Source organism: Mesorhizobium sp. ISC25 (assembly GCF_042295465.1).
In the GTDB taxonomy this organism is placed as follows: Bacteria; Pseudomonadota; Alphaproteobacteria; order Rhizobiales; family Rhizobiaceae; genus Mesorhizobium.
On record NZ_CP135441.1, the window covers coordinates 429,092 to 450,307 of the forward strand.

Consider the following 21,216-nt stretch of genomic DNA (forward strand, 5'->3'; position numbering starts at 1 on the left):
CTCCTCGAATGCTGGCGCGACCGTAGCGCATGACTTCGAAAATCGGAATCGATTTTCGGACCGATCACGGCCGGCCGCTACAGTGTCTTTTTGCGCATGGAGGCCATGCAGAATCGGCGATTTCAAAAAGCGTCAGCAAACCTTACCTTCTTAACGTGGAGGAAAGTGTCTTATTGCCTGCAAAGGAGACCGTCATGTCCACGATTTCAGCCAGACGCGGATTTTTCAGAGGCGCCATGAACGCGTTGATCGAAGCTCGCCAGCGCGAAGCGGGCCGGTATGTGAGCGGCGTTCTGCTTGGCTTTGACGACGAAACGCTGAAAGCTCACGGCTACGATCGCGAAGAGCTGAAGAAAGCGGCGAACTCGCGCTAGGCTTGAGGAAATTCCGGCTTTGCTTGAAAGCGTCGCGCCTCAGCGCTTGAGATGGATCGTCACCCAGCCCTCGCGGTGCAAGGTGCGGACGTGCCGGAATTTCTGGGCGACATAGGCCGCGATTACCGCGTCGCGCTGGCGCTCGAGGATGCCCGATAAAACGATCGAGCCGCCAAGCGCGATATGCCCGGCCATTTGCGGCGCCAGACGCATCAGCGGCCGCGCCAATATATTGGCGACGATCAGGTCGAAGGGCGCGCGCGCGGCAAAGATCGGATGATGGAAACCCGCTGCCGCCACCGTTTCAATGAGCCCCTTGACCTGGTTCAGCCGCGCATTGGCGGCGGCCACCTTGACGGCGACCGGGTCGATGTCGGTCGCCAGCACCCGAATATGCGCGAGCTTGGCCACCGCTATGGCGAGCACCGCGCTGCCGGTGCCAAGGTCGAGCGCGTTGCGCGGATGCTCGCGCCGTACGACCTGCTCCAGCATTTCGAGGCAGCCGGCGGTGGTGCCGTGATGGCCGGTGCCGAAGGCAAGGCCGGCCTCGATCTCGATGGCGATCTCGCCGCTGTGGCGCTTCCTACGGTCATGCGCGCCATGGACGAAGAAGCGCCCGGCCCGCACCGGCTTCAATCCCTCCAGCGAGCGCGCCACCCAGTCGATGTCGGGCAGCGCTTCGCGCGCTATCGGTTTCGACAGTGACAGTCCGGCAAGGATGTCCCTAAGCTGCGCCTCGACCGCATCGACGTCGTCGTCGGCATAGAGCGATACTTCGTGGATGTCGCGGTCCTCGTCGACCTCGAGCACCGCAATCGGCAGGCCCTCATCGTCGAACGCCGCACCGAGCGCCGCGAAGATGCGATCAGCCTCGATCTTGCCCGCGGTGAAATACAAACGCGTCTGCGTCATTATCGGATATGTCAACCTTCCGCCGCCAGCCGTTTGAGCTTGGCGATGGCGGCGTCCGGGCTTTCGCCATAGGCAATGGTGCCGGCAAAATCGCCCTTGGCATTGAGCAGCAGCACCGAAGCGGTGTGGTCCATCGTGTAGTCGCCGTCGTTCGTGTCGACTTTCTTCCAGTAGATGCCGAAGGACTTGGCCATGGCGTGGACCTTGTCGGGATCGCCGGTGATGCCGAGGATGCGATCGGAGAAATTGCTGACATAGGTGTTCATGATTTCGGGCGTGTCGCGCTCCGGGTCGACGGTAACGAAATAGGCGCGCAGGCTCTTGCCGTCATCGCCCATCGTCTTCAGCCAGCCGGCCAACTCGAAAAGCGTGGTCGGGCAGACTTCCGGACAATGGGTGAAGCCGAAGAAGACGACGCTGGGGTGGCCGCGAAAGGCGGCTTCGGTGACCGGCGCGCCCTTCTGGTCGACCAGCGTGAAAGGTGCTCCGAACGGCTCGCCGCCATAATGTCCGCGGTACCAGTCGAAGGTGAGCCAGCCGATTCCGGCGGCCATCAGGACGAGAATACCGACCAGAATTGAACGCATCATCAGTGAAGTCCGTCGTTATTTCCATCGGGCGCCGGATTGGCGCTGCGAAGGCCCTGGCTCGGCGAACACTCTTAGCGGTTCGGTCGCGCCGACGCAAAGATGTCGCGTTGCCGCAACCGGCAAATGCTGTGGGAGGCGATCTGCTTGCAAAGCGCTGCCGTTCGTCCCACCTGAGGTCGGCAAAATTCGAACCCGCAGGAGGCCTCTTTGCGAAAACTGATTGGCGGCGCGTTAGCCGCATGCCTGGTCGTTGGTGCCGGCTCGGCCGTCGCCGAGGAAGTCGGCAAGGTCGGCGTCGATTGGCTCGGCAACGATATCATCGTCGAGGCGATCAAGGATCCGAAGGTCGAGGGCGTGACCTGCCACGTCTCCTATTTCGACCGTGGCGTGATCGACCGCCTGCAGAAAGGCAACTGGTTCGAGGACCCGTCCGATTCCTCGATCTCCTGCCGCCAGACCGGGCCGATCACCATTGGCGACATCGACATGAGCGAGGCCGGCGAGGAGGTGTTCAAGCAAGGCATCAGCCTGATCTGGAAAAAGCAGGTGGTGAACCGCATCTACGACAAGGCCAACGAGACGCTGATCTACCTGTCGCATTCGCGCCAGGTGCAGGATGGCTCGGCAAAAATGTCGGTCACCACCGTGCCGCTCTACGGCCAGAACGTGGTGTGGACCAGCGGCAAGCCGAAATAAAGACTTAAGGTGCTACAAGGTCCTTGGCGCGTCCAAACGGATGCGCGGCGCTGCACTCGGCTTGCGAGACTATGCGCGCGGGCGTAAAGCGCGCGCATGGACCGTCCCGAACACCTTGTCCTGAAAGATCCCGAGCCGCGCATCCATCCGACGGCGGAGCTGAAGGCGTGCAAGCTTGGACGCTACGCGTCGATCGGCGAGCGGGTCATCTTACGTGAAGTCATGGTTGGGGACTTCTCCTACTTCGAGCGCCACGCCGAGGCGATCTATACGACGATCGGCAAATTCTGCTCGATTGCCGCCAACAGCCGCATCAATGCGCTGGAGCATCCGGTCGAGCGGCTGACGCAGCACAAGATCAGCTATCGGCCTAACGAGTACTTCCGCTGGCTGGGTGTCGATCAGCTATTCCGGGACCGGCGACGGGCGAAAGCCGTCAGCATCGGCCATGATGTCTGGATCGGCCATGGCGCCGTGATCATGCCTGGCATAGTGATCGGCAATGGCGCGATCGTCGGTGCCAACGCGGTGGTGACGCGCGACGTGCCGGCCTATGCAATCGTCGCCGGCGTTCCGGCCAGGCCAGTGCGGCAGCGCTTCAGCGCGGAAACTGCGGCACGGATCGAACGTCTTGCCTGGTGGGACTGGCCGGTCGAGAAACTGGCCAGGGCTGTCCCCGACATGCAGGTCTTGCCCATCGAGGCTTTCCTCGACCGCTGGGAAAACGACGCCACCTGATCTTTGCAAGCGCGGCGCGCGCGGTTTGACCGTGAATTCCACCTCACAGGGAACTCGAGGGAGCTGCCGATTGTTTCTCCCTGCCATGATCGAGAAGCTGTTCACCAGGATCGCCAACTATGTCGCCCATCTTGCCGGTCTGCCGCCGACGTTTGCCGTCTGTTTCCTGATCATTGTGGTCTGGGCGGCAAGTGGTCCGGTCTTTGGCTTTTCCGACACGTGGCAGCTCGTCATCAATACCGGCACCACGATCGTCACCTTCCTGATGGTGTTTCTCATCCAGAACACGCAAAACCGCGATAGCGCCGCGATCCAGACCAAGCTCGACGAGTTGATCCGCGTCAGCAAAGCCAAGAATACCTTTATCGGCATCGAGCACCTGACCGAATCCGAAGTCGAGGAAATCCGCGCCAAATGTGAACGCGCGGCGAAGCGGCACGACGAACAGGTTGCCGACATGGCCGCAGCCAAAGCGGTGGCTAAGAAGCGCAACGCGAAGAAGCACACGACGGCGTGAGCGAGCTTGTTGTTCGGCTTCCCAACAGCGCGAATGGTCGCGGGATCATTTCATGAATGCTGCAAAGGCTTCCTTGTAGTCCGGGTGCCAGCGCGACAGAGCGGGGCGGTTCTCGATGATGTCGCCAATTGCCCAGGCCATGCGCTTTTCGTCCATGGACCGGGTCGCCTCGTTATCGGGACACAGGATGTAGAAATCGCCGCGCAGCAGCGAGGCCAGCATGAAGTCGATGACCTGCTCGCCCGTCCAGGCGCCGGCCGGCTTTTCGGTCGCACCTTCGGTTAGGCCGGTAAAGGTAAACCCGGGAATGAGCAAATGCGCCGCGACATTGGCGCCGGGCTCGTTGCGCAGCGCGTGTGCAAGGCCCTCGGTATAGGTCTTCACGCCAGCCTTGGAGACGTTGTAGGCGAGGTTGCCGGGCGGCGTGGTGATGCCTTGCTTGGAGCCGGTGTTGACGATCAGGCCCGGTTTTCCCGCCGCCAGCATGCGCGGCGCGAAGGCCTCGATGCCATGCACCACACCCCAGAAATTGATGTCCAGCAATCGCTTCCAGGCGTCACGGTTCTCCCACGGCTTGCCGGGGTTGTTGCCAACGCCGGCATTGTTCATCAGCAGCGAGACGTCGCCGAAGGCGCCGGATGTCTTTTCGGCCAAACGGTCGAGTTCGTCAGCTTTCGAGACGTCGGTGGCAACGGCAAGCACGGCGCTCTCGCCGGCGATAGCGGCGACGGCTTGCCGGGCCTCATCGAGGCGTGCGCCGGCGATATCGGCCAGCACGATCTTCATTCCCATCGCCGCCAGCCGTTTGGCCGCGGCAAGGCCGATGCCGCTGGCCGCGCCGGTGATGACGGCGACATTACCGGAGGCAAATGCGGGCAGGGCGGTCTGGATCTCGGCGTCGGTGGTCATGATTTTCTCCTGTTCTGGCCGCGGCGAACTTAGCGCGGAAAGAGGCTCGCGCAAGACGGTGCAGGCATCTTCGGGTTGACCGCGTCGGCGGGCGCTGCGCATGCTGATATCGAAAAGGAGACCTAGCGATTGACCGACTGGATCGAGATCCTGAAAGAACAGACCGCAACCGGCGACCAGATGAGCCGCGAAGTGCCGCAAATGCTTGCCAATCCCGACATCAGCGAAGCGCAAGTGAAAACGCTGTTTTCGGCGCTCGAAAAACAGGCGGAGTTCGTCGAAAAGCTGCGTATGGCGCTGGAAAAGTTCGGCCACGATTTTTCAGTGATCAAGGCGGCCGAGCGGCTGGAGGAGCGCTATGCCGACCTTGCCGCTTCGGTAGCGGAAAAGCTGAAAGAAATGAGGGGCTAGAGCCCTGTTCCATCCGATAAAATTCGGTATGGGGCTCTGTCTTCTCATGATCTTTTCCGAAAACTGGCATCCACTTTTCGCTGACGCGGTCCTTCGGTTCGGGATCATGGTCTGTCTATTTCTCGATTAGCCGCTCGAAGCGCCTGTCCGGCACTAACCAGATCAGCGCCACGAGAACGTAGATCGAGACACCGATCCAGTGATTGACGAAGGTCAGTGCGACGCCGGAGATATAGAGGGCCAGCGAGATCTTTCCCTTGAGGTCATTGCCCAACGCCCTGGCGAAAAGGGTCTCGCTGCCGTGCAGCCGATGCAGAGCCATGGTGAGGATGTTGAAGCCGACGGCGCAGAGCGCCAGGCCGATGCCATAGACGGCGACAGGCACCGGCGCGAAATGGTTCTCGCCCATGAAGGCTGTCGTCGCCGGCATCAGCGACAGCCAGAACAACAGGTTGAGGTTCGCCCACAGCACGCGGCCGTCGACCCGCTGCACGGCATGGAACATGTTGTGCAAATTGTTCCAGTAGATGCCGACATAGATGAAGGACAGCACATAGCTGAGGAATATCGGCCAGAGTGGTGCAAGCGCGGAAAAATCCTCGCCATGCGGCACCTTCAATTCCAGCACCATGATGGTGATGATGATGGCGACCACGCCATCGGTGAATGCCTCGACCCGTCCTTTGCCCATGAATCTCCCCTGACAATCCGCTGAAGTTAAAAGAGGATCTCGCTCAGCGCCATCGGCAAAGCTGCCAAACTTGTCAGGAGCAAGTCGGGGAGGGGGAACGGCTGACGCGAAAAAGGCGTTAGGATTTCAGATCCCGAACAGCAAAAGGTCGAAAAAATGACAGCTCACGCTCAAGTCATGAGGCGCGATCACGAACTCGTCGGCAGCGCCGCAGCGGCCGCCGTGGCCGCCATGATCGCGGCTCTTTTCGCCGGCAGCACGGCGCTGACGCCGCTTTATATCATCTACAAGCAGGTCTTCGGTTTCTCGCAGATCACTTTGACGCTGGTCTACGCCGTCTATGTCATCGGCAATCTGGCAGCGCTTCTGATGTTAGGGCGTGTGTCCGATGCCATCGGGCGCCGTCCGATGGCATTAGCGGGAATGGCGGTGGCCGTCGTCAGCGCGGTGGTTTTCCTGTTCGCCGAAAATGTCGCCTGGCTCGACATCGCCCGAATTCTGAGCGGATTGGGAATTGGCGTCGGCGCCGGTACCGGCACCGCCTGGCTCGCCGAATTGCTCCCGACCGACGACAAGTCACAGGCGGCGACGATTGCCACCAGCACCAATTTTCTCGGCCTCGGCCTTGGTGCGCTGGGGGCCGGGTTGCTCGCCGAATACGCGCCTTGGCCGCTCAGGCTGACATTCGTCGTCTACCTGGCGATGCTCGCGACTGTAACCCTGCTGGTCTGGCGTACGCAGGAAACCGTTTCGCGGCCGGGGAAACTGGCTGACGTTTCGATGCGGCCGCGGCTTTCCGTGCCCGATGATATCCGCGCAAGTTTCGTTGCGCCGGCGGTGACCGGCTTTGGCTCAATGGCGCTGGTCGGCTTTTATGCAGCACTTGCACCGAGCATTTTGGCGCAGCAGCTGCAGGTAACCAATCATGCCGAAGCCGGCGCTCTGTTCTTTGAATTGGCGATCGTGACGGCCGTCACCATTGTAGCGACGGCACGATTTTCGAGCCGAGCCGCGATGTTCGCGGCGCTTGCGCTGATGATCCCAACCGTCGCGCTGATTGTTGCGGCACAGGTCTTCGCTTCGATGGCCATAATGATTGCCGGGACCGCCTTGTGCGGCGTGGCGGCAGCGCTCGGCTATCGCGGCGGCTTGCAAGTGGTGAACGAGATCGCGCCTGCGGACCGGCGCGCCGAAGTGGTCTCGGCCTTCTTCATCTGCTGTTTTTGCGGCAACGCGCTGCCGGTCATCGGCATCGGCATCCTGTCGACCGTGGCGAGCGCGACCGTGGCGAGCCTGGCCTTTGCCGGCATGATCGTCATCTTTTCCCTGGTGGCGCTCGGGTTCGGCGCGAAATACGCGCGCTGAGCCGACCTTTCAGCCGTTCGGCGTCTCAGGCGAAAGATGCGCGCGCTGACGCGGTACGCCGAGGCCGGTATCCGGCGGTTCGCCGGCAGCCGGCCGGCTCTCGATCATGTGCATGGTGCGCCAACGGCCGAAGCGATAATAGGCCGCGGCCAGCACGAGCGAGGTTATCGAGCCGGCCGGAAAGCTCCACCACAGCGCTTCCTCGCCGATCACGCTTCGGAAGAAATAGGCGAAGCTGGTGCGCACCAGCAGCACCGAGATCACCAGGATGATCAGCGGCGGCATCACCGCGCCGGTGGCACGCACGGTGGCGAAGAGCACGATGGTGATGCCGAACAGGATGAAGGACCACGACGCGATCTTGTTGATGTGAGTGGCGATGTCGATTGCTGCACTGTCGCTGCCGAGGAAGAGGCTGAGCACCGCGCGATCGAATACGAACAGCAGCGCGACGAGCACGCCGGTGAGCACAAGGTTGAAGCCGACGCCGGAGGTGGCGATGCGTCCAATCCGGTCCCAGCGCCTGGCGCCGACATTTTGCGCCGCCATGGACGAGACCGCGGCGCCGATGGCGAGCGCCGGCATCTGGATATAGGTCCAGAGCTGTGCGGCTATGCCGTAGGCAGCCGCAACCTGTGAGCCGTACGAATTGACCATGCCCATCACTGTCAGCGCCGCTGCCGAGACGACGATCATCTGCAGGCCCATCGGCACGCCCTTGAAGACGACGATGCGCAGCAGCGCCGGGTCCGGCCGCAGCAGAGCGAGATTAGCGCCGGCCAGCCGCAGCGGGTGCTTGCGCGCATAAAGCACGATCAGGATGGCAACCACGCTTACCGTCTGGCCGATCAGCGTCGAGGTGGCCGAGCCGGCGATGCCGAGTTCGGGGAACGGGCCGATGCCGAGGATGAGCAACGGGTTCAAAACGACGTCGAGCACGACGGCCAGTGCCATGAACAGGAAAGGCGTGCGCGAATCGCCGGCGCCGCGCAGCACCGTCATGACGAAGGACAGCAGGTTCATCATCGGCACGGCCAGGAAGATGATGCGCAGATAGGAGCGCGCCAGCGGCAAAGCATCGGCCGGCGTGCCGAGCGCATCGAGGATCGCATCGACCCAGATCCAGCCGCAGACCGCGAACACCACCGAGACGAGGAAGAAGAAGGTAGCGCTGGTGCCGACGATGCGGCGGGCTTCGGGCAGGTCACGAGCGCCGACGGATTGCGCAACCAGGATGGTCGCCGCCATGCCGATGCCGAACACCGTGCCGAGGATGAGAAACAGCACGAGGTTAGCGTTGGAGGTGGCGGTCAGCGCCGCTTCGCCGAGGAAACGACCGACCCAGACGGCATTGATCGAGCCGTTGAGCGACTGCAGAACATTGGAGCCGAGCACCGGCAGGGCGAACAGCAGCAATGTACGCGCAATAGGTCCACTGGTGAGGTCGCTGGTCCGCCGGCGCGCGGGCATCTTGTCGTCCATGGCAGGCAACTCGGCGAAGGCTTATCTTGAGTCCGGTCCGCAATGATTGCCGATTCAACGGAACAGGTCGATGCGGCGCTGCAAATTCCGCCTGGCGTGCCTTGATCTAAGCATGTTCTCAAAGCTTCCGGAATCGGATATTGATCACGGACGCGTGGGGCCGCATTTCCTGGATCTCATGGACAAGCCGGGGGGCTCATGTCCGATATTCCGTTGTTTTTTGAGCGCCTGAACCGGCGCGCGTTTCTTGGTGCATCCGCTCTGGGTGCGGCCTCCGTGGCTCTTTCGGCGTGCACCACGACGGACGTGGCGGCGCCGCCAGTGACAGCGGCGCCAAGCGATCCGGCTTTCGGCGATGCCGCAAGCATGTATGCGGCGCGCGTCGACGAGGGCTATCAACTGCCGGCAATCCCGGTAGCCAAGGTCGATCCGAAATTCGTGCGCCAAATCGTGTCCGACCCGACCGGCGAAAAACCCGGCACGATCGTCGTCGTTACTTCCGAGCACTTCCTCTATCTGGTGCGCGACGGCGGCAAGGCAATTCGCTATGGCGTCAGCCTCGGCAAGGCCGGTTTCGGATGGACCGGCAGCGCCGTGGTTCAGGCGAGGAAGAAGTGGCCGGTCTGGACGCCGCCGCCGGAAATGATCCAACGCCGGCCGGAACTGGCGAAATACAAGGACGGCATGCCGCCCGGCCCGCACAGCCCGCTAGGCGCCCGCGCGCTGTATCTCTTCCGCGACGGCAAGGACACGATGTACCGGCTGCACGGCACACCGGAGTGGGATTCCATTGGGAAGAACGCTTCATCCGGCTGTGTGCGCTTTATGAATCAGGACATTATCGACCTCTACAGCCGCGTCGACGGCGTCGCGCCGGTCTTCGTGCGCCCGAACCTGTCTGCCGCCGGGAAGATCGCCGCCGTGTCGAACAGGACGGCCGAGCCAATCGATGCGGGCGTGCCAAAGGACGCGGAGATGTTGAGGTAAGTGCCTTCGTCGGGATCGTCAGTCGCAGGTTTTGCGACGCCTAGGACACCATCCCTGCGCGGGCGAGCCGCAACTGAAGGGCCCGACCGTTCAATCGCGCCAGCTCAGGCGGACGCGTTCGGCGCGTCCGCCTGTATGGGTGCCGCTACTTCCCGGCGAGGCCGGGAAGCGTGACCTGATAGACCAGGAACATCGTGTCGACATCGGCGCCACCCTCGGCCTTGTAGGGCGCGCCGACCTGGAAGCCGTCCTGCGTGAGGAAGTCGTTGTCATTGGCGACGAACAGGAAATAGTCGTCGGGCAGCTTCGGATCGAGGACGCTCACCACCGACATCGCCTCCCACTTCTCTGAGAGGTTGTTGCGGTCGTTGGGCGCGCCATTGTGCAGCCCGAAGCGGCCGAGCTCGCTCTTGTCGTTGATGTCGATGAACGGCGTCAGCTTGGCCGGCGTCACCGAGGGATCGAGCTCACCTTTGGGCGCAACCGGCTTGTCCTTGTCGAACTCGGTGCCGGCGATGTCGGTTGCCGCCGACACATCGACGACGCTGATCTCGCGATGGAGCGAGGTGTCGCCCTTCACCCCCTGGCCGTTGCCGCTGTCGCGCGCCAGCATCAGGAAGGTCTTGTCCGACAGCGCCACGATTTCGCTCTGCGCGGCGATCTTGGTTTTGCCCTTGGCATCGGTGAACACCGGCAGCGGTACGACATATTCATGCGCGAGCTTGAGCTGGCCGGGATCCGAGGCATCGTAGACCAGCGCGCGCGTGTTCTGGCGCGTCGAAGCGGAATCGCCGCCATCTTGTCTGGGTGCCGACTGCAGCACCGCGATCAGGAACTTGCCGTCGGGCGTCAATGCCATGCCTTCGAGGCCCTGGTTGTTCTGGCGGCCGGTTTCGGGATCCTTCGGATCTGGGTCTGCCGCGCCAGGTCCCGGATTGTTGGAAGCAAAGTTTGGCGACCCGTGACGCATCGGGACAAGCGCCGCCGACGGCTGCGTTGCCGACGTCAGACGCCCATCGGCGGAGAAGCGGTAGATGTTCGGACCGTATTCGTCCGAGATGAACATCGTGCCGTCGGGCAGCCGCGCGATCGCTTCGTTGTCGAGCGCAAGCTTGCCGTTGGCTTCGGGCAGGATCGGCATGTCGTCGGTCGCGGCGCGCACGCCGTTGAGCGGATCGAGGCCGGTTGCGTCGGCGCCCTTGTCGTCGGTCAAAAGCATGGTGTCGGCTAGGGTTGCCTTGAGGCCCGACTGTTCCTGGCCGGTGGCCGGTGCCGCACCCGGCGCGATCGGGACGAACTCGAGAACGATCGTGTTGAGGCGCGGACGGTAATCGGTGGTGCCGACGACATTGTAGCCGCGATCCGGCAGCAGCCACAGCGAGCCCTTATAGCCATCGGCGCCATGCGTCCAGCCGGCAGCGTCGATCGCCATGCCCGAGCCGGAGCCAAACGTCTCGCCGAACTTGTCCTTCTGGCTGGCCGGGATGCGGCCGACACCGACCAGGCCCTTGTTGACGAAGCTGATGCCGCCGACGGTCGCGGCGTTTTCAGCCGAGGCCGGGGTCAAGGCGGTGAACATCGCCAGCGCGACGGCGAGGGACGCGTTTCGGTGCAGGTTTTTCATGGAAATCCTCTTTGTGACAAAGCTGCCGGGCCCTGAAAAAGCGCCGCGTCGCATCAAGGATGCCGCGAAAGCCTTCGGAGAAGCGATCTAGGACGCGAACATGATACTTGCGTGACAGTGCGGCGCTTGCTTGTCCCCCGTGGTCGCAACTGGCCTGGGCATGGCGATTTCGTCGTCGCCGAGCGAGCAATTAACAACTTTACAAATAATCATACTTATGTAAAGTTACGACAATGAAAGGTCCTCGATGACTGCCTATCGTTTCGCCACCCGCCTCAATTCCTTTGCCTCGCGGCCACAGGCCGAGTGGCCCGATCTTGTCGGCAAACCGTCCATGCTGCAAATGGCGGCACGTGCGGCGAAGGTTGCGGAGTTGACCGATCTCGACCTCAACTTTCCCGACCATGTCGACGAAAAGCCTGCGGAAATGGCCCGCAAACTCGGCGATTTCGGGCTTTCGATCAATGGCTTCGCCATGCGCTACTACTCCAACCCGGCCTTCAAGCTCGGCGCCTTCACCAACCCGGATCCTTCCGTTCGCCGCGAGGCTATCGACCTGACCAAGGCCGGCATCGACGCCGCGCGCGAGGCCGGCGCCAGTCTGATGACATTGTGGTTGGGGCAGGATGGCTTCGACTACGCCTTCCAGGCTGACTACGCAACGCTCTGGCAACACGAAATCGATGGTATCCGTGAAGTTGCGGCGCATGATCCGGACTGCCAGATCAGCCTTGAATACAAACCCAACGAGCCGCGCTCCTACAGTCTGATGCCCGATGCGGCGACGACGTTGCTGGCGATCCGCGAGATCGGCCTGCCCAATCTCGGCGTGACGCTCGATTTCGCCCATGTGCTCTATGCCGACGAGCAGCCGGCTTTCGCCGCCGCCCTCGTGGCACGGCACAGCAAGCTGCTCGGCGTGCACCTCAACGACGGCTACGCCAAGCGCGACGACGGCTTGATGGTCGGCGCCGTGCACACGCTGCAGACGATCGAGCTGCTCAGGCAGATCCGCCGCGACGGCTATGCCGGGGCAATCTACTTCGACACGTTTCCGGATATGACCGGGCTCGACCCGGTCCACGAATGCGAAGTCAACATCGCCACCGTCAAGCGCATGCTGCGCGTCGTCGATCGGCTGGAAAAGGACAACCGCCTGTCCACTGCCGTCGACCGTCAGGACGCGGTCGCGTCGCAGGCCATAATCCAGGAAGCCATGCTCGGGCCGGACAGCTGACGCAGCGGCCATCACCGTTTTCAACAAGGGAGGAAAGACCATGAAATTTCTACTTGCCACCGCTGCCGCTGGCCTGATGGCGCTGTCCATCGGTTCGGCATTTTCCGCGGAGCTCGCGCCGCTCAATTCCGACACCGAGAAGGATCGCATCGACTGGTCGCAGCTCGAGGCCAAATTCGGCGCCTTCCCCAAGCTGCCCGAGGGCACCAAGGCGGGTGCGGTCTCCAAGACGCTGACCAACGAATACTGGCGCTCTCTGGGTGAGGGCTACAAGTCGTTCGGCGACCGTATCGGTGTACCCGTGGTCTACCAGGCGGCGCAGAGCGAGGGCGACCAGCTCGGCCAGCTCACCATCGCCGAAGGCCTGGTCACGCAAGGCTACAACGTGCTGCTCGTTTCGCCGCAGACCGACTCCAATTTGCAGCCGATCATGGAACAGGCCAAGGCCGCCAACGTGCCGGTGGTCAACGTCAATGACGCGGTCATCCCGCAGGCCGAGTACTATGTCGGCAATGTCCAGCGCGACAATGGCGTGCGCGTCGCCAAATGGTTCATCAAGAACCGGCCGGATGGCGGCAAGGTCGCCATCGTCGAAGGCCAAGCCGGCGTCTATGCCGCCGTCCAGCGCACCGACGGCTTCAAGACCACCATCACCGAAGCCGGCAAGTTCGAGGTCGTCGCCAGCGTCCCCGGCAACTGGGATCGTCAGACCTCCTACGACGCGGCCACCAACATCCTGCAGCAGCATCCCGACCTGATCGGTTTCTATGCCAACAATGACGGCATGGCGCTGGGCATCGTCGAGGCGGTCAAGGCAGCCGGTCTGCAAGACAAGGTGGCCGTCTTCGGCACCGACGGGATTTCCGACGCTTATGCCTCGATCCGCGCCGGCGAGCTGACCGGTACCGTCGACTCGTTCCCGGTGCTGACCGGCGAGGTGGCGCTGGAATCGGCGCTGCGGCTGGTGGCCGGGCAGAAACTGCCGCGCGTCGTCGCCACGCCGCAGGCGCTGATCACCAAGGACAATGCCGACCGTTACTCCGGCGGCGGCGATTCCGCGCGCAAGGCGCTGCTCGAAGACGCGGCAGCGGGCCAATAGAGCAGGGGCGGCGGGTGCCGGCCTTGGGTCGGCACCCTTGCCTGGAGAACTGAAGCAATGTCAGCGCGGCTGCAATTCGAGGGCATTTCCAAGGTGTTTCCGGCCGTGCGGGCGCTGAGCGATGTGTCCTTTTCGGTCGGCGCCGGCGAAATCCATGGCCTGCTTGGCGAAAACGGCGCCGGCAAGTCGACGCTGCTGCGCATACTGTCAGGCGTCTACCGGCCGACAGCGGGAAGCGTTTTCATCGACGGCAAACCGGTGACGTTGAACAACCCGGTCGCGGCGCGCGCCGCCGGCGTCGCGATGATCCATCAGGAATTACAGCAGGTGCCGCGCCTCAGCGTCGCCCAGAACATGTTTCTCGGCCATCCGCTGACGCGCGGCGGCGTCTTCGTCGCACGGCGCGAGCAGGAACGCCGTGCTGCGGAAGCCCTCGCCGCCATCGACCCGACCATCGATCCGGCAGCCCCGCTCGGCAGCCTGAAGGTGGCGCAGCGGCAGATCGTCGAGATCGGCCGGGCGCTGCTCGACCGCGCCAGAATCGTGGCGATGGACGAGCCGACGTCGAGCCTGACGCCGAGCGAGTTCGAACGACTGGCCGAGGTGATTGCCGGTCTGGCGCGCGACGGTGTCGCCGTCGTCTATGTCTCGCACAAGCTGGACGAGGTGTTCGGCATCTGCCAGCGCGCCACCATCATGCGCGACGGCGCCGTGGTCGGGTCCGTCGATCTCGCACAGGTCTCGGAAAAATCCGTCGTTTCGATGATGGTCGGCCGCGAGCTTGCCCAGGAACAACACCGCTCGCATGCTTCCGCCGAGATCAGGCTAAGCGTGCGCGGCCTCGCCTCGGCGACCAAGGTCCGTGACGTCTCGTTCGAGCTGCATCGCGGCGAGGTGCTGGGCATTGCCGGCCTGGTCGGGTCTGGCCGCACCGAACTGCTGCGGCTGCTCGCCGGTGCCGACCGGGCCTCATCAGGCGCGATAGAGATCGACGGCAAGGCGGTAAAGCTTTCCAGTCCGCGCGACGCGATTTCGGCCGGCATCGGCCTGGTGCCGGAGGAGCGCAAGCGCGAAGGCATCGTGCCGTTGCGCTCGATCTCCAGCAACATGGCGCTGGCCTCGATGGGCGTGTTCGCGCCGCGCATCCTCATCGACCATCGCCGGCTGAGGCGCGTGGCAGCCGAGAAGATGAAACGCGTCAATCTCAGGCCGTTCCTGCTCGATCGGCCGATCCGGCTGTTCAGCGGCGGCAACCAGCAGAAAGCGATCATCGGCCGCTGGCTGGCGGCTGGAACGCGGATCCTTCTGTTCGACGAGCCGACGCGCGGCATCGATGTCGGCGCCAAGGCGGAGATCTACCACCTGATCGAGGAACTCGCCGCCGAAGGCCATTCGGTAATCTTCGTGTCGTCCGAACTCCCCGAGGTGATCCGGCTCGCCGACCGCGTTCTGGTGATGCGCGACGGCACGGTCGCCGCCGAACTGGGCCGCGCAAGTCTCAGCGAACAGGCGATCGCCGCGCACGCCATACCCCAAACGGAGATTGAGGCCGGCAAGGCGCAAGGCCATCGGGCCGGTGCATAACGGACAGGACCAGCGGATGACCGATATAACCCAACACACAGCAGCGCGCCCGAGGGCAGATTTCCTGCACCGGTTTTCCGTGCGCGACGCCGGCACGCTGATCGGCCTGGTGGTGATCCTTGCCGTCTTCGGGGCGCTGGTCCCCGGCTTTTTTGCCGAGCGTAACCTGATCAACATCCTGCAGCAGTCGAGCATCAATGCCTGCCTGGCGTTGGGCATGACGCTGGTCATCATCTCGGGCGGCATCGACCTGTCCGTCGGGCCGACGGCAGCCCTTTCGGCCGTCATCTCAGCGTCGATGCTGGTTACCGGCGTGCCGTTTCCGCTGGCCATCGCCGCCGGCTTCGCCATCGGCCTGGCCTGCGGACTGCTCAACGGCGTGCTGGTCGCCTATGTCGGGCTGCAGCCTTTCATCGTCACGCTCGGCACGCTGAGCACCTACCGGGCGCTGGCGCTGATCTATACCGGCGGCAATCCGGTGCTCGGCCTGCCTGCTGGCTTTCGCGCCATCTTCAACGGCTCGCTGTTCGGATTGCCGTTGGCGGTCATCATCGTGGCCGTGGTCGCGCTGATTGCCTGGATCATCCTCAAGAAGACGCCGTTCGGCGAATATCTGCTCGCCGTCGGCGGCAATGAGGAGGCGGCCTACATAGCCGGCGTGCCGATCGCACGCACCAAGATCGCCGCCTATATGATCTCGGGCCTGCTGGCAGCGCTTGCAGCGCAGATCCTGATCGGCCGGCTGGGTGCGGCCGAACCCATTCTGGGCAATCTCTGGGAGCTCGACGCCATAGCAGCGGCGGCAATCGGCGGCGCCTCGCTGATGGGCGGCAAGGGTAGCGTCGTCGGCACCATCCTGGGTGCCGTCATCCTCGGCAGCATGCGCAATGGCCTGACGCTGATGAACGTGCAGTCCTTCTATCAGCTCCTGGCAACTGGCCTTATAATCCTCGCCGCGATGCTTATCGATCGCGTGACGAGGGGACGTGGATGACCTTGACCGGGCTGGACCTGAAAGCAGTAGGACCGCGCATCCGCATGATGATGCCGCATCTGACGCCGCTCGAGGCGAAGGTGGTTGAAACCGTCTTCGGACGGCGCGGCTTCGACGAGACCATCCCGCTCAAGCAGATCGCCGAGGAGGCCGGTGTGTCGGAGGCGATGGTGGTCAAGATCGCCAAGAAGCTCGGCTTCTCCGGCTATCGCGATTTTCGCACCGCCGTTTATGAGTACAGCCGCCTGCCGACCGCCGAGATGCATCAGGAGCTGTCGGTGGACGACAGTTCAGCCGAAATCGTGCAGAAGGTGTTCCGCACCTCCATCCAGGCGCTGGAGGAGACGCTCGCCATCCTCGACATGGACGATTTCGACCGTGCCGCCGATCTGCTTTACCGCGCCAGGAATCGCGATTTCTACGGCGTCGGCGGCTCGGCGCAGATCGCACGCGACGTTTCGCACAAATTCCTGCGCATCGGCATCCGCACCTCTGTCTACGACGATTCGCACATGATGCTGATGTCGGCCTCGCTGCTCGGCGCCGACGACATTGCTGTCGGCTTCTCGCATTCCGGCAACACGAGCGCCGTCATCGATGCCATCCAACTTGCGCGCAAAAGCGGCGCGCGCACGCTGGCCATCACCAACTATGACAACTCGCCGTTGGCGGCCGTTGCCGACATCGTGCTCTGCTCGACGGCGCAAGGCTCGCCGCTGATGGGTGAGAACGCAGCGGCGCGCATTGCCCAGCTCAACATTCTGGACGCGCTGTTCGTCGCGGTCGCGCAACGCGACTACCAGGCGGCGAAGCGCAATCTCGGCCGCACCATGTCTGCGGTGACCTCGAAACGGAAAGATAAGAACTCATGAGAGGCAAGCGGCTCATGAAGGTCTGGCGCACATGACGGCTCCTCCGCCGCTGGTGACCGTATTCGGCAGCCTGCATTACGACATCATGGTCGAAGCCCCCGATCGCCCACGCAAGGGCGAAACGGTGACCGGCCATGCCTGGCATCCAAAATGCGGCGGCAAGGGCGGCAACCAGGCAGTGTCGGCAGCGCGGGCCGGTGTGCGTGCGGCAATGATCGGTGCCGTCGGCGATGACGATTTCGGCCGCGCGCTTCTCGACAATCTCGACCGCAACGGCGTCGACCAGCGCTTCGTGCGGGTGGCTTCCGGCGCCGGCTCGGGCATGAGCGTGGCGATCTTCGACGACAGCGGCGACTATGGCGCGGTGATCGTCTCGGGCAGCAATCTCACTCTCGGCGAAAAGGACATTACGGAGGCGGCCGAGCTGATCGCGCAAACGGCGGTTCTGCTGCTGCAAAACGAGATACCGGAAGCCGCCAACATTGCCGCGGCGCGGACGGTGAAGGCGCATGGCGGCCGCGTCGTCCTCAACGCGGCGCCGGCGCGAAAGCTGACAGCCGAACTGATCGCGCTGACCGACATCGTCATCGTCAACGCCGTCGAGGCGGAGTTCCTGGCCGGCGTTTCGGTCGTCGACACGCTCGAGGGTGCGGCGAAGGCGGCCGGTATGCTCGTCGATTCCTATCCGGCTGCCATCGTCACCGCCGGCGGCGAGGGCGTTGCCTATTGCGACCGCGACGGCCGGGCATTCGCCTTGCCGGCGATGCCGGTGAAGGTGGTCAGCACCCACGGTGCCGGTGATGAATTCGTCGGTGCCTTTGCGGCGGGGCTTGCGCGTGGAGAGCCTGTCGAGGCGGCACTTGCCGCCGCCAATGCCGCCGCTGCCTCGCTGGTCGCAACGCCGGAGCGCGAGCGCGGGGGCCTTGATCAATCTGAGCCTGCTCAGTGACCACCGCGATCAGTCGCTATCGCGGGCGATCAGCTCCAGCGGCCAGACTTCACGGGTGATGCGGGCGCCTTCGGTGCCGGCGTAAGCCGGGATCGATGCCAGCAGCATTTCGGCCAGCCGCTCGCCCATCGGCTCCAGCGCCGGGCGGAAGCCGGTCAGTGCCGGCGAAAAATAGCGGCAGAGCGGGGTGTCGACGATGACGATCACCGCGATGTCGTGGCCGGGCTTGATGCCCGCCTCGGCCAGAGCCTTGCAGCCGCCAAGCGCCATTGCGTCGTTGTTGAAGATGATGGCGGTCGGCGGGTCCTTGGAGCGCATGACCTTCGGCGTCACGGCGTAGCCGCCGGCCTCGTTGATGAAGCCGTCGGCGATCAGCTCGGGGTCGAACTCAATGCCGTGCCGCCGCAACGCCTTGCGATAGCCGGCAAGGAACAGATAGCCGAAATTGAGGTCGAGCGACGGGCGGATGGCGGCGATGCGACGGTGGCCGCGCGCGACGAGACGATCGACCGCGTCAGCCCCCGCTTTTTCGAAGTCGAGGTCGAGCGAGGGGTAGGCATCGCCGCCGGAGCGGCTGCGCCCGAGCGTCGCGAACGGGAAGCCGGCCTGGGTCAAATAGTCGATGCGCTCGTCCTCGCGCCGCGTCCAGGCCAGCACCACGGCATCGGCCCGGCGTGTCTCGACGACACGGCGCAGGCGCTCCTGCTGATAGTCGCCCGGCGCACCCATCACCACGATCAAGTCGAGTCCGCTTTCGGCGAGCTTGGCCTGCAGCCCGGTCAGGAACGGAATGAAGAACGGCTCGCCATATTCCTGGTCGCCCGGATGCGGCTGCAGCATGAAGGCGATCGAATGGGTGGCGCCGCGCCGCAGGCTACGGCCGGACTGGTTCGGCGAATAATTCAGCTTCTTGGCCGCATCGAGCACGCGCTGGCGTGTGTCGGCATTGACATCGGCGCGGCCGTTGAGCGCGCGCGACACCGTGCCGATCGAAATGTTCAGGTGACGCGCAAGGTCGTGAATACTGGACGCCAAAGGACAGTTCTCCCCTTGCTTGGCTAGCACCGGCGGCTCTTCGGGCCAAGGCGGCAGGACGATTTTTCGCACCGGCTAATTGACATTGTACGCCATCGGGTGTGTTCTCGTAAACGTTTACGGAAAATGGTTTATGGCCCTGCCGTGAATGCCGTGACGATCGGTCTGGAGGGGCCGGGAGGGAGGAGTGCTGGATGATTAATGTCGTCCTGGTCGGCTGCGGAGCGATGAGCAAGGCCTGGCTCGATGCGGCCAGGCAGGTCGACGGGCTCGCCATTGTCGGCCTGGTTGATCTCGACGCCGAAAGGGCGCGGGCAAGGGTGCGCGAATACGAGCTTTCGGGCGCCATCATCGGAACCGACCTCGAGGCCGTGCTCGACCAGACCAGGCCCGATGCGGTATTCGACGTGGTGGTTCCCGCCGCCCGCCGCGAGGTCGCGCTTTCCGCCTTTGCCCACCATTGCCATCTCTTGACCGAAAAGCCGCTGGCCGACAGCCCGGACAATGCGCGTGCCATCGTCGAGGCCGCCCGCAGCGCCGGGCGCATCCATGCCGTCGTGCAGAACCGCCGCTATGTCGCCAACGTTAGGCGCATCCGGCGCTTTCTCGATTCCGGCGTCATTGGTGCTGCGACCAGCATCCACGCCGAGTTCTTCGTTGCGCCGCATTTCGGCGGTTTTCGCGAAGAGATGCGCCATGTGCTGCTGCTCGATATGGCCATCCACACATTCGATGCGGCCCGCTACATGGTGGCCGGCGAACCGGCCGGCGTCTATTGCCAGGAGTGGGAGCCGGCCAATTCCTGGTATCGGCAAGGGTCGTCGGCAGCCGCAAGCTTCGACCTCGGCGGCGGCAAGCTGTTCACCTATGCCGGCAGCTGGTGCGCGGCCGGCTTCCGTACCAGCTGGGACAGTACATGGCGCATCGTCGCCGAGCGCGGCAGCATTGTCTGGGACGGCGAGGACGTGCTGAAGGCGGAAGTCGTGCGGCCGGTCCGTGAAGGCATGTTCGACCGCACCGAACCGATAGCCGTACCGCCGCTCGACCCGGCCGATCGCGTCGGCGGCCATCTCGGCATTATCCAGGATTTCGTCCGCGCCGTCGAAACCGGCACCGAGCCGGAGACGCGTGGCGCCGACAACATCAAGAGCCTGGCCATGGTTTTCGCTGCCATCGAGAGCGCCGAGACCGGGCGCCGGGTCGCTATCACTGCACAGGAAGGATCATGATGCCAAACCCGCTGCTCGACATCAGGATCGGCACAATGGTGCGGGCCAATCTCGACGACCCGGCCGCCTATGTCAGGCAGATCCTGCCGCTCGGCTTCGAGAGCATCCAGCCGTTTTTCTGGCAGACGCTGGGCGGCAAGGATATTCCGCGGCTGGCGGGCGAGATCCGCGACGCGATCGGCGATGCCGATGTCGTCATTTCGTCGATCGGCGTGTTCGGCAATCCGCTGGAGAGCGGCGAAGTCGATCGCGGCGTGCTCCAGGCGTGGGAAACGGTCATCGACAACGCGCATCTGTTCGGCACCAATATGGTCAGCGGCTTTACCGGCCGCATTCGCGGCAAGCCGCTGACCGACAGCCTGCCACGTTTCCGCGAGGTCTGGGGGAAGCTGGCCAAGCGTGCCGCCGACAAGGGCGTGCGCATCGCCTTCGAGAATTGCGCCATGGACGGCAACTGGGCCAGCGGCGACTGGAACATCGCCCACAATCCAGACGCCTGGGAGCTGATGTTCAACGAAGTGCCGGACGACAATCTCGGCCTGGAGTGGGAGCCCTGCCACCAGCTGGTCTACCTGATCGACCCGATCCCGCAGATCCGCAAATGGGCGCCGCGCATCTTCCACGTCCACGGCAAAGACGCGACGGTGCGCTGGGACGTGATCCGCGAACATGGCGTGTTCGGCCGGCTGCCGTTCGTTCAGATGCGCACGCCTGGCTTCGGCGACAGCGACTGGACGCGGGTGATCAGCGAGCTACGGCTGGTCGGCTACAAGGGTGCCATCGACATCGAGGGCTGGCACGACCCGGTCTATCGCGGCGATCTCGAGATCACCGGCCAGGCGCGGGCGCTGGATTATCTCCAACAATGCCGGGGAGGCGCGAGCTACCTGCCGAATCCGGTGTGAGAAGTCGGCCGGCGGG

General features: G+C 63.7%; 22 protein-coding genes. 15 read left to right on the forward strand and 7 right to left on the reverse strand.

Annotation, left to right across the window (positions count from 1 at the left end; all coding sequences use genetic code 11):
- The first annotated feature begins 29 nt into the window (after positions 1 to 29).
- A complete protein-coding gene (locus RQ479_RS02170) occupies positions 30 to 374 on the forward strand; it encodes a hypothetical protein (RefSeq protein ID WP_376703952.1) in 345 nt (114 codons plus the stop codon).
- 39 nt (positions 375 to 413) lie between these two features.
- Here the strand turns inward: RQ479_RS02170 and RQ479_RS02175 are convergent, their stop codons facing one another.
- Entirely contained in the window at positions 414 to 1,286 is an 873-nt protein-coding gene (locus tag RQ479_RS02175) for a 50S ribosomal protein L11 methyltransferase (RefSeq protein ID WP_376703953.1), read from the reverse strand.
- Positions 1,287 to 1,297: 11 nt separating this feature from the next.
- On the reverse strand, positions 1,298 to 1,876 hold the full coding sequence (locus RQ479_RS02180) for an SCO family protein (RefSeq protein WP_352667111.1): 579 nt from the start codon (positions 1,874 to 1,876) through the stop codon (positions 1,298 to 1,300).
- Between the two features lie 207 nt (positions 1,877 to 2,083).
- Here RQ479_RS02180 and RQ479_RS02185 point away from each other — a divergent pair, with 207 nt between their 5' ends.
- From RQ479_RS02185 to RQ479_RS02195, 3 genes are all read left to right on the forward strand, one after another.
- Positions 2,084 to 2,572: a CreA family protein gene (locus RQ479_RS02185; RefSeq protein ID WP_376703954.1), complete on the forward strand. Its 489-nt coding sequence runs from the start codon at positions 2,084 to 2,086 to the stop codon at positions 2,570 to 2,572.
- A gap of 96 nt (positions 2,573 to 2,668) precedes the next feature.
- Positions 2,669 to 3,310 (forward strand): DapH/DapD/GlmU-related protein, encoded by a 642-nt coding sequence (locus tag RQ479_RS02190; protein WP_352465121.1) that lies wholly within the window; start codon positions 2,669 to 2,671, stop codon positions 3,308 to 3,310.
- 85 nt (positions 3,311 to 3,395) lie between these two features.
- Positions 3,396 to 3,827 (forward strand): low affinity iron permease family protein, encoded by a 432-nt coding sequence (locus RQ479_RS02195; protein ID WP_376705848.1) that lies wholly within the window; start codon positions 3,396 to 3,398, stop codon positions 3,825 to 3,827.
- A 45-nt stretch (positions 3,828 to 3,872) separates the two neighbouring features.
- Here RQ479_RS02195 and RQ479_RS02200 read toward each other — a convergent pair whose 3' ends face one another.
- Positions 3,873 to 4,736, reverse strand: a complete 864-nt coding sequence (locus tag RQ479_RS02200; protein ID WP_376703955.1) for an SDR family NAD(P)-dependent oxidoreductase — start codon at positions 4,734 to 4,736, stop codon at positions 3,873 to 3,875.
- A 129-nt stretch (positions 4,737 to 4,865) separates the two neighbouring features.
- Here RQ479_RS02200 and RQ479_RS02205 point away from each other — a divergent pair, with 129 nt between their 5' ends.
- Positions 4,866 to 5,147 carry a hypothetical protein gene (locus RQ479_RS02205; protein WP_023721174.1) on the forward strand — a complete coding sequence of 94 codons (282 nt, stop codon included), beginning with the start codon at positions 4,866 to 4,868 and terminating at the stop codon, positions 5,145 to 5,147.
- Positions 5,148 to 5,262: 115 nt separating this feature from the next.
- On the opposite strand, the gene RQ479_RS02210 is transcribed toward RQ479_RS02205, so the two are convergent.
- On the reverse strand, positions 5,263 to 5,838 hold the full coding sequence (locus RQ479_RS02210) for a TMEM175 family protein (RefSeq protein ID WP_292663948.1): 576 nt from the start codon (positions 5,836 to 5,838) through the stop codon (positions 5,263 to 5,265).
- Between the two features lie 177 nt (positions 5,839 to 6,015).
- On the opposite strand from RQ479_RS02210, the gene RQ479_RS02215 reads away from it, so the two are divergent.
- The gene (locus RQ479_RS02215; protein WP_376703956.1) at positions 6,016 to 7,203 is read left to right on the forward strand and encodes an MFS transporter; all 1,188 of its coding nucleotides are present in this window, start codon (positions 6,016 to 6,018) and stop codon (positions 7,201 to 7,203) included.
- 9 nt (positions 7,204 to 7,212) lie between these two features.
- Here RQ479_RS02215 and RQ479_RS02220 read toward each other — a convergent pair whose 3' ends face one another.
- On the reverse strand, positions 7,213 to 8,685 hold the full coding sequence (locus RQ479_RS02220; RefSeq protein ID WP_352465118.1) for an MATE family efflux transporter: 1,473 nt from the start codon (positions 8,683 to 8,685) through the stop codon (positions 7,213 to 7,215).
- A gap of 198 nt (positions 8,686 to 8,883) precedes the next feature.
- Between RQ479_RS02220 and RQ479_RS02225 the strand changes: the two genes are divergently transcribed.
- A complete protein-coding gene (locus RQ479_RS02225; protein WP_376703957.1) occupies positions 8,884 to 9,672 on the forward strand; it encodes a L,D-transpeptidase family protein in 789 nt (262 codons plus the stop codon).
- Positions 9,673 to 9,817: 145 nt separating this feature from the next.
- Here RQ479_RS02225 and RQ479_RS02230 read toward each other — a convergent pair whose 3' ends face one another.
- Positions 9,818 to 11,296: an esterase-like activity of phytase family protein gene (locus tag RQ479_RS02230; protein ID WP_376703958.1), complete on the reverse strand. Its 1,479-nt coding sequence runs from the start codon at positions 11,294 to 11,296 to the stop codon at positions 9,818 to 9,820.
- A 247-nt stretch (positions 11,297 to 11,543) separates the two neighbouring features.
- Between RQ479_RS02230 and RQ479_RS02235 the strand changes: the two genes are divergently transcribed.
- Genes RQ479_RS02235 through RQ479_RS02260 form a run of 6 tightly spaced genes read left to right on the forward strand, consistent with a single transcriptional unit; the run spans position 11,544 to position 18,031 of the window.
- Positions 11,544 to 12,533, forward strand: a complete 990-nt coding sequence (locus RQ479_RS02235; protein WP_376703959.1) for a TIM barrel protein — start codon at positions 11,544 to 11,546, stop codon at positions 12,531 to 12,533.
- A gap of 40 nt (positions 12,534 to 12,573) precedes the next feature.
- The gene (locus RQ479_RS02240; protein WP_376703960.1) at positions 12,574 to 13,632 is read left to right on the forward strand and encodes a substrate-binding domain-containing protein; all 1,059 of its coding nucleotides are present in this window, start codon (positions 12,574 to 12,576) and stop codon (positions 13,630 to 13,632) included.
- Positions 13,633 to 13,689: 57 nt separating this feature from the next.
- On the forward strand, positions 13,690 to 15,216 hold the full coding sequence (locus tag RQ479_RS02245) for a sugar ABC transporter ATP-binding protein (RefSeq protein WP_376703961.1): 1,527 nt from the start codon (positions 13,690 to 13,692) through the stop codon (positions 15,214 to 15,216).
- A 16-nt stretch (positions 15,217 to 15,232) separates the two neighbouring features.
- Entirely contained in the window at positions 15,233 to 16,210 is a 978-nt protein-coding gene (locus tag RQ479_RS02250; RefSeq protein WP_376703962.1) for an ABC transporter permease, read from the forward strand.
- Positions 16,207 to 17,082, forward strand: coding sequence for a MurR/RpiR family transcriptional regulator (locus RQ479_RS02255; RefSeq protein WP_376703963.1), 876 nt, complete (start codon positions 16,207 to 16,209; stop codon positions 17,080 to 17,082). The genes RQ479_RS02250 and RQ479_RS02255 overlap by 4 nt, the downstream gene beginning before the upstream one ends.
- 31 nt (positions 17,083 to 17,113) lie before the next feature.
- Positions 17,114 to 18,031, forward strand: a complete 918-nt coding sequence (locus RQ479_RS02260) for a ribokinase (protein ID WP_376703964.1) — start codon at positions 17,114 to 17,116, stop codon at positions 18,029 to 18,031.
- Positions 18,032 to 18,040: 9 nt separating this feature from the next.
- Here the strand turns inward: RQ479_RS02260 and RQ479_RS02265 are convergent, their stop codons facing one another.
- Positions 18,041 to 19,066 (reverse strand): LacI family DNA-binding transcriptional regulator, encoded by a 1,026-nt coding sequence (locus RQ479_RS02265; RefSeq protein WP_376703965.1) that lies wholly within the window; start codon positions 19,064 to 19,066, stop codon positions 18,041 to 18,043.
- 194 nt (positions 19,067 to 19,260) lie between these two features.
- Between RQ479_RS02265 and RQ479_RS02270 the strand changes: the two genes are divergently transcribed.
- The gene (locus tag RQ479_RS02270; RefSeq protein ID WP_376703966.1) at positions 19,261 to 20,295 is read left to right on the forward strand and encodes a Gfo/Idh/MocA family protein; all 1,035 of its coding nucleotides are present in this window, start codon (positions 19,261 to 19,263) and stop codon (positions 20,293 to 20,295) included.
- Positions 20,292 to 21,200: a sugar phosphate isomerase/epimerase gene (locus RQ479_RS02275; RefSeq protein ID WP_352465109.1), complete on the forward strand. Its 909-nt coding sequence runs from the start codon at positions 20,292 to 20,294 to the stop codon at positions 21,198 to 21,200. Before RQ479_RS02270 ends, RQ479_RS02275 begins: the two co-directional genes overlap by 4 nt.
- Positions 21,201 to 21,216: the final 16 nt, after the last annotated feature.

Bases quoted from the DNA above. Each gene is read 5' to 3' on its own strand.
- RQ479_RS02170 (WP_376703952.1), top strand. From the start codon at position 30: ATGACTTCGAAAATCGGAATCGATTTTCGGACCGATCACGGCCGGCCG.
- RQ479_RS02275 (WP_352465109.1), top strand. From the start codon at position 20,292: ATGATGCCAAACCCGCTGCTCGACATCAGGATCGGCACAATGGTGCGG.
- RQ479_RS02270 (WP_376703966.1), top strand. From the start codon at position 19,261: ATGATTAATGTCGTCCTGGTCGGCTGCGGAGCGATGAGCAAGGCCTGG.
- RQ479_RS02175 (WP_376703953.1), bottom strand. From the start codon at position 1,286: ATGACGCAGACGCGTTTGTATTTCACCGCGGGCAAGATCGAGGCTGAT.
- RQ479_RS02260 (WP_376703964.1), top strand. From the start codon at position 17,114: ATGACGGCTCCTCCGCCGCTGGTGACCGTATTCGGCAGCCTGCATTAC.
- RQ479_RS02210 (WP_292663948.1), bottom strand. From the start codon at position 5,838: ATGGGCAAAGGACGGGTCGAGGCATTCACCGATGGCGTGGTCGCCATC.
- RQ479_RS02180 (WP_352667111.1), bottom strand. From the start codon at position 1,876: ATGATGCGTTCAATTCTGGTCGGTATTCTCGTCCTGATGGCCGCCGGA.
- RQ479_RS02195 (WP_376705848.1), top strand. From the start codon at position 3,396: ATGATCGAGAAGCTGTTCACCAGGATCGCCAACTATGTCGCCCATCTT.
- RQ479_RS02200 (WP_376703955.1), bottom strand. From the start codon at position 4,736: ATGACCACCGACGCCGAGATCCAGACCGCCCTGCCCGCATTTGCCTCC.
- RQ479_RS02230 (WP_376703958.1), bottom strand. From the start codon at position 11,296: ATGAAAAACCTGCACCGAAACGCGTCCCTCGCCGTCGCGCTGGCGATG.
- RQ479_RS02255 (WP_376703963.1), top strand. From the start codon at position 16,207: ATGACCTTGACCGGGCTGGACCTGAAAGCAGTAGGACCGCGCATCCGC.
- RQ479_RS02220 (WP_352465118.1), bottom strand. From the start codon at position 8,685: ATGGACGACAAGATGCCCGCGCGCCGGCGGACCAGCGACCTCACCAGT.
- RQ479_RS02215 (WP_376703956.1), top strand. From the start codon at position 6,016: ATGAGGCGCGATCACGAACTCGTCGGCAGCGCCGCAGCGGCCGCCGTG.
- RQ479_RS02245 (WP_376703961.1), top strand. From the start codon at position 13,690: ATGTCAGCGCGGCTGCAATTCGAGGGCATTTCCAAGGTGTTTCCGGCC.
- RQ479_RS02225 (WP_376703957.1), top strand. From the start codon at position 8,884: ATGTCCGATATTCCGTTGTTTTTTGAGCGCCTGAACCGGCGCGCGTTT.
- RQ479_RS02235 (WP_376703959.1), top strand. From the start codon at position 11,544: ATGACTGCCTATCGTTTCGCCACCCGCCTCAATTCCTTTGCCTCGCGG.
- RQ479_RS02190 (WP_352465121.1), top strand. From the start codon at position 2,669: ATGGACCGTCCCGAACACCTTGTCCTGAAAGATCCCGAGCCGCGCATC.
- RQ479_RS02250 (WP_376703962.1), top strand. From the start codon at position 15,233: ATGACCGATATAACCCAACACACAGCAGCGCGCCCGAGGGCAGATTTC.
- RQ479_RS02240 (WP_376703960.1), top strand. From the start codon at position 12,574: ATGAAATTTCTACTTGCCACCGCTGCCGCTGGCCTGATGGCGCTGTCC.